This window comes from Flavobacterium sp. CSZ (genome assembly GCF_015350725.1).
Lineage (GTDB): Bacteria > Bacteroidota > Bacteroidia > Flavobacteriales > Flavobacteriaceae > Flavobacterium.
Window position 1 is genome coordinate 1 of record NZ_JADKPQ010000044.1, and the last position, 6,585, is coordinate 6,585.

At 36.0% G+C, this 6,585-nt stretch carries 5 protein-coding genes; all 5 read right to left on the reverse strand.

The genetic code is table 11. The annotated features are described in order from the left end of the window. Positions 1–207: 207 nt before the first annotated feature. The gene (locus IRZ78_RS25795) at positions 208–867 is read right to left on the reverse strand and encodes an HAD family phosphatase (protein WP_194620419.1); all 660 of its coding nucleotides are present in this window, start codon (positions 865–867) and stop codon (positions 208–210) included. 288 nt (positions 868–1,155) lie between these two features. Continuing rightward, entirely contained in the window at positions 1,156–2,739 is a 1,584-nt protein-coding gene (locus tag IRZ78_RS25800; protein WP_194620438.1) for an MFS transporter, read from the reverse strand. Between the two features lies 1 nt (position 2,740). After that, entirely contained in the window at positions 2,741–3,793 is a 1,053-nt protein-coding gene (locus tag IRZ78_RS25805) for an HlyD family secretion protein (protein WP_194620439.1), read from the reverse strand. A gap of 95 nt (positions 3,794–3,888) precedes the next feature. After that, entirely contained in the window at positions 3,889–5,199 is a 1,311-nt protein-coding gene (locus IRZ78_RS25810) for a TolC family protein (RefSeq protein ID WP_229029128.1), read from the reverse strand. 322 nt (positions 5,200–5,521) lie between these two features. Beyond that, a complete protein-coding gene (locus tag IRZ78_RS25815) occupies positions 5,522–6,343 on the reverse strand; it encodes an AraC family transcriptional regulator (RefSeq protein WP_194620442.1) in 822 nt (273 codons plus the stop codon). Positions 6,344–6,585 lie beyond the last annotated feature (242 nt).

Here is a 6,585-nt window from a genome sequence, read left to right on the forward strand (position 1 = left end):
AATGTAACCCCAATATTGTCATTTCGACCGAAGGGAGAAATCACACTAGAAACTCCATACAGAATGTCGTCAATCTTTGTCGAATTACTACTGTGATTCTTCGTTTCTCAGAATGACAAACTGTGCGTAAAAAAACCTTTGTCAAAGTTTAAAACTTTGACAAAGGCTGTATTTAAATGAACTTATCACTTATATGGTTTAAAAATTCTAGCTATTTAATAACTCCAAGACCTTATCAACATTTACTTCGCTATAATCATTGATGTAAAAACTACATGGCGGAAGTTGTTCTTTTGTATGTGTACTCAAAACGCCAACAACTTTCATTCCGGCATTTAATCCCGCTGTAACGCCTGAGAATGAATCTTCGAAAACAATACAATTAGACGGAGAAATGCCAACACGTTTTGCAGATTCCAGATAAACTTCGGGATTAGGTTTATGAAATTTTACGTCTTCGCTGGCCATTACAGAGTTCATTTTGTCTTCGAATTTTAGCGCTCCCATAATCAAATCAAGATTAGCGCGCGGTGCCGATGTTGCCACGGCTGTTTTAAAACCTCGCGATTTCAATTCGCTTAGAAAATCCAAATAATGCGGAATGGTTTCGACTTTGTCTTTATAAATCTCCCGAAACATTCCTTCTTTTTCGTCTTCTAGTTTTATGAGTTCTTCTCCTGTAATGGGACGCTTGAAGAAATGCGTCATAATATAACCATTATGTTTTCCGTACATATGCTCTTCAAACTCTTGTTCTGAATGAGGAATTTGATATTTATCGAAAAATGCCTCGAAAGCTTTTGCATGATGCGGATTGGTATGACAAATCACGCCATCCATATCAAAAATTACACATTGCTGCTTCATTGTATGTTTTGTTTTTTTTAACGGTTGCAAGATAATTATTTCCACAGAGTTGTGCGGAGGTTTCTCGCAGAGTTTTTTGAATCTCGCAAAGTCGCGAAGTCGCAAAGATTCATTTATAACCACAGATTAGAAAGATTAAAAGGATTTTTCACGCAGATTCTGCAGAATTTAAGCAGATTTATTTTTTGATGAATTATAATAATTATCTGCGCATATCTGCTTAAATCTTTTTAAATCTGCGTGAAACAAAAAAACTTTGCGTCTTCGCAACTTTGCGAGATTAATTCATTAGCCTATCCAAACCTTACTTTTTACCAAAGTCATTGTTTGTCTTAAATGCTGATTGCATGCGATAAGAATAATCAAAACTACCAATCCATAACCTACAATGGTATAAATTTCCATATCGGCCAGTAAAGTCGATTGTTTGGTGATGGTTCCGAATACTTTTTTTAAGGCGAGAGCATTCGACTCGTCTAGTGAATATCCTTTTGCAGCGAAACTCTGCACTGTTTTGGTTATTGTTTCCTGAGTTTGCGGATTGTCGCCGGTTACAAATTGGCTTAGTTTAAGAAAGTGTTTTTTGTTTAAAAATACCATTGCGTTCTGCATCACACAAAACCCAATTGTACTTCCCCAAAAACGTCCTGAAACCCCAACAATTCCCGAAGAAACCGCCATTTTTGCCGGAACTGATGATGTGGTGAATAATATTAAGGGTACGAATAAAAATCCGACACCGATGCCTTGCAGAATATAAGGAATGATAATATCTGATAACGCGACATCGGGCACAAAAAGAAACGTAAACCAAAAATGAAACAACGCAATAAGCGAAAATCCTATTATAAAAATAAGCTTGGTCGAAACGGATTTCATCAGGAAATAAGCGGCTAAAATAAGCCCTATTGCATTTCCTAGTCCGTTTATGTATTGTACTCCGGCAACTCGGGATGGATCCCAATTCCAGATCGAAAACATCGCCGAATGACAAAGACTCAATGTTGCTCTGCTGATATAAAACAAGAAGAACAATAAAAACCCAATTCGGAGATTGGCGTATTTAAATACTTCGAAATCAAAAGTGGGTCTTTTTACCAAAAGCTCTTTAAAGATGAATAACCCCCCTGTTATCAAAGCAATCACAAGCATTAGAACCATGTGCGAAGACTCAAACCAGTATTTTTTTTCGGCATACACAAAAAAGTAAGCACCGCAGAGAATCGCCGTTAGAACCAAAATATAACTGATCCAGTCGATTTGATACAAAGGGATTTTCTTTGTAATTCTATGTCCGCGAAAAGTCACCAGAATCAAAAAGACATTCAGAACCTGAAGTCCGCCTGAAACATACAGCATGTATTTCCAATCGTAATGATCCAGAAACCAAACGGCAATATTCATAATAAATGGCGTTGACAATAACAACGAGCCGTAATAAAAGGAGAAACCTATTATAATGGCATTTTTAGAATGAAACTGTTCGATCAATAATTGTCTGATCGTAATTACCGGAAGCGCCATTAAGATTCCCTCAGCCACTCTTAGCAATAAAAAAAGATAAAAATTAGTAATATACGCCGATGAAATAATCGTAATCCCGATTAGGGAATACACCGCTATCAGATAATTTTTTGCCGGGAAAAAACTCGAAAATCTACTTTCGATCAAAATCGTGGCCAGCAAAGTTCCGTAGGTAACACACATCGCAAACTGCAAATCTTCGGGCTCAATGTCCAGAAAACTTGCCGCGTAGGTTACGTTTGAAGTATAAACTCCCAATAAAATCATGGAATGCAGCAAACAGACAAACAAAATAATAATGATTGCCCACTTGGGAACCCAGGATTTAAATATACTTTTATCTTCCATTTTATTGGTGTTCGGCGATAACGGTGATGTTCATTCCGGCTCTTAAAAATTCGGCGTGCTTATCGGTTTCTTTCAACTGAATACGAACCGGAATTCTTTGCTCGATTTTCACGAAGTTTCCTGTTGCATTATCCGGAGGCAATAGCGAGAATCTTGCGCCACTTGCAGGAGATAATGAAGTTATGATTCCTGTAAATTCTTTGTCGCTTAAAGCATCGGCCTGAATTCGAACTTCCTGACCCACGGTTAAATATTGTAATTGTGTTTCTTTAAAATTGGCTGTAATCCATTTTTCTTTGCTTACTATAGAAAGCAACGATTGACCTTCTTTTACCAATTGTCCCGGCTGCAAAGTTCTTTTACCTACCCAACCGTCATAAGGCGCTGTAATTATAGTATACGAAAGAAACAATGCTGCATTATCTGCCACAGCTTGTTTTGATGCTATATTGGTTTGCATCGTAGGAACATTGGCCTGCGCCTGAGAAGTGCTTAAATTAGAAGACTGAATTCTTTCTCGCATTTCCTGAAAATGAGCCTGCGCCGATTCGTAATCTGCTTTTACCTTCTCTAATTGTTGCGAGGTTGCGGCTTCGTCTTTTACTAAAGCCTGGTATCTTTCATATTCTAATTTTGTTTTCCAAAGATTCGTTTTGGCGGCAGCCAATTGCGATTCTCCAATTGCGGTTGAACTTGCTGTTGTAGCCACATTTTTCTCGGCCACAACACTGCTTTGTTTCGCACTTTGTACATCGGCCAGCGCCACATTCAATTTCGATTTGTACTCTCTGTTATCAATAATTACCAAAGTATCTCCTTTATGCACAAACTGATTTTCATCAAAACGAACTTCCTGCACATAACCTGTAATTCGCGACATAATTGGCGTTACATATTGCTCCACCTGAGCGTCATTGGTTTCTTCGTGGTTTCTGTTAAACACATAAAACCAAATTCCTAAAATGATTCCGCTTGCCACCAATACGCAGGCAATAATTGTTATTAATATATGAAACGTTCTGTTTCTCTTAGTTTCATTTTTTATCTTAACCATAATAACTGTATATCTTTTTCTATTATCTTTTCTCTATTTTCTATGCTCTATTCTCTTTTCTTCTAAAATCTTGCCTCCATTCTCTTTATTCTAATCTAAATCTCCTCCGGCATTATCCCCGCCGTGTGAAGCAATTCGTAATGTTTTAGAATAGCGTCTAATCGGGTAGAAATCTTGTTGTATTTGGCCTGTAGTAAAGCGTTATCAGCATCGACCATTTCGGTTATTAAAACCAATTGATTGAGGTATTTCAGCTTTACGATTCGGTAATTTTCATTGGCCAAATCCAAAGCTTTATCAACCACCACAAACTTCTCAAGGATTTCCTGATATTGTGTATGTTCTTTAAACAGCTTATCCTGAATTTCATCTTTGATAATTTCGGTTTGCATTTTTTGCCATTCGATTTGCGTCGTAGCCTGTTCTACTTTGGTTTTATTTTTATATAAAGCCGAAAGATCAAAATGCGCCTCGATACCAATTTGCCCTAAAGTGTACAAATACGGATTTGGTGGAAAAAATTTGTAATTAGGATAATAAAAACCATAATTCCCGAAGAAGTTTACCGTTGGCAAATAATTTCCTTTCACCAACTTCAGTTCTGTTTTTTTGATGTTCAATTCCTGACTGGCGATTCGCATTTCTTCGTTCTGAAAAGCTTTTTGTAAATAAAAATCATACGGATCCAGACCGCTCATTTTATCCATATTGGCCGTAGTATCAATCGCTACTTCTTCATTTTCCGGAAGCTGAATCAACGTTTTTAAATCATGCAATGCGATCTTTATATTCTTAGAATTCGTCAAGGAGTTCAGTTCACGATCCGAAAGTTGTAATTCTGCCCTAAGAACTTCGTTTTTTGTAACGGTTCCATGTTTTTGAAGGGACTGAACTTCTTTTAATCGGCTTTTTTCTTCTTTGATGTTTTCTTCAAAAATCTTCTGAAGTTCCATCATTTTATAGATTGCCAGATAATTAGCCACCACTTCAAGCTCGATATCATTTTCAGTCTTTTCGCTTTTTATTTTGGCAATTTCATTTTCCTGATTGGCAATTTTGATGGCGTTATTGATCTTGTTTCCGGCATAAATTGGCATTTTAAAAGTGGAATTCACCTCATAAATTTCAGGAATCGCTTTGGTTACTTCTTTATCCTTTAAGAAACCGCTTCCTTTAAATTCCGTAATATTGGTAATTCTCGAATACACACCGTTTAATTCGATGTCCGGCAAACGGAGTTCTTTTCTTTCTTTGATGTTTTGCCCTGAGAGCGTCGTCTCTAATTGAGATCTAAGGATTTTTTTGTTGTTTTCTTTGGCCAGTTTCAACGCTTCGCTTAACGAAACCGAGTGAATTTCCTGAGCTTGTACGTTACTGAATGTTAATACGATTATAAATATCAACACGATTTTGAGAAAACAATCTTCTGTAGAATTTGTTGTTTTAAGGAACATGAATATATAAATATTTTAATACTGCAAAGTTCCTGCATTTTTTCGTTGACTGATAATTCTAAAAAGTCAATAACATATTCATTTCGGACAAATGTTAAAATTTTATTTTTCGAAAACGATATATTAAAATATTGAAAAACAACAAGTTGTGAAAAATCAAACAAATTGGGGTTTCACGCAGATTTAAAAAAGATTAAAGTTGATTTTGCAGATATTATAAAAATAAACCCGTGGAAATCTGTTAAATCAGTAAAATCCGTGGGCAAAAAACTTTCTATTTAGTTCTCAAGATATCTTCTCCATTTAAGTAATCAGAAGGTCTTTGTCCGAGGAATTTAAAGAAAGTATTACTGAATGTCGGTACACTACTATAACCTACTTCCTGAGCGACTTCTTTGACTGAAAGTTTTCTGTCAAGCAGCAATTCAATAGCTTTTAATATTCTTCGAATGGTATAATATTGAATGAATGACATATTAAGGTCTTTCTGAAACAAGCGATACAAAGAGCGTTCGCTATACCCAAATTGATGCGCCACCTCAGCAAACAGAATTGTTTCTCCCAGATTATTCTCTATATGTCGCAAAATTTTACTCAAACGCGGATCTTTGGGCTGTGGTAACTCTAAAGGTAAATTGGTCAGGCAAATTTGAGGTAATATTGCTTTGATCGCTTTGGCAATGGCAAAATTCGGACTTCCTTTTTTAAGATCACCATTCCACCTATTCGTAAAAAGCATCATTTGCAATAAAAGATTATTGACCGGATAGATACCTTCTCTTTTATAAAATACATCTTCGTCTTTTTCAACGGGAAAATATAAATTCCGCATTGTAACACTTTCAGATTTTGGTTCAATACTGTGCGCAACATCACTCGGAATCCAAATAAAATGTCTTGCTGGCAAAAAGTAGGTTTTGGTTTCCGTCGTTACAAAAACCACATCGCCTTCGGCATATAACAATTGCGCTTTGTCGTGTTTATGAGTAGGCACAAATAATTCTCCCATCAAATCATGGTGACAGTAAATGCTTTTTTTATCAGCATCTACTTTTTTGATATAGTATTTATCTAGTTTCTGACCGGAATGTTCCATTGAAGTAAATCGAATATCTTTCTTGTGATATAAATGTAGGGAAATTTAAATTCCAAAATTTTAAAAAATTCCAAATTTCAAAATGGATTGTGTAGATTTAACTGCAAAGTTCGCAAGGTGAAAACGCAAGGTTCGCAAAGTATAAAAAAAACTTTGCGAACCTTGCGTAAATCATAGCGCTCTTTGCGGTTAAACCTTAAAAATAAAAAAGCCTTTCCGTTAAGAAAGGCTTCTCCCAATAT

Bases quoted from the DNA above. Each gene is read 5' to 3' on its own strand.
- IRZ78_RS25805 (WP_194620439.1), bottom strand. From the start codon at position 3,793: ATGGTTAAGATAAAAAATGAAACTAAGAGAAACAGAACGTTTCATATA.
- IRZ78_RS25800 (WP_194620438.1), bottom strand. From the start codon at position 2,739: ATGGAAGATAAAAGTATATTTAAATCCTGGGTTCCCAAGTGGGCAATC.
- IRZ78_RS25795 (WP_194620419.1), bottom strand. From the start codon at position 867: ATGAAGCAGCAATGTGTAATTTTTGATATGGATGGCGTGATTTGTCAT.
- IRZ78_RS25815 (WP_194620442.1), bottom strand. From the start codon at position 6,343: ATGGAACATTCCGGTCAGAAACTAGATAAATACTATATCAAAAAAGTA.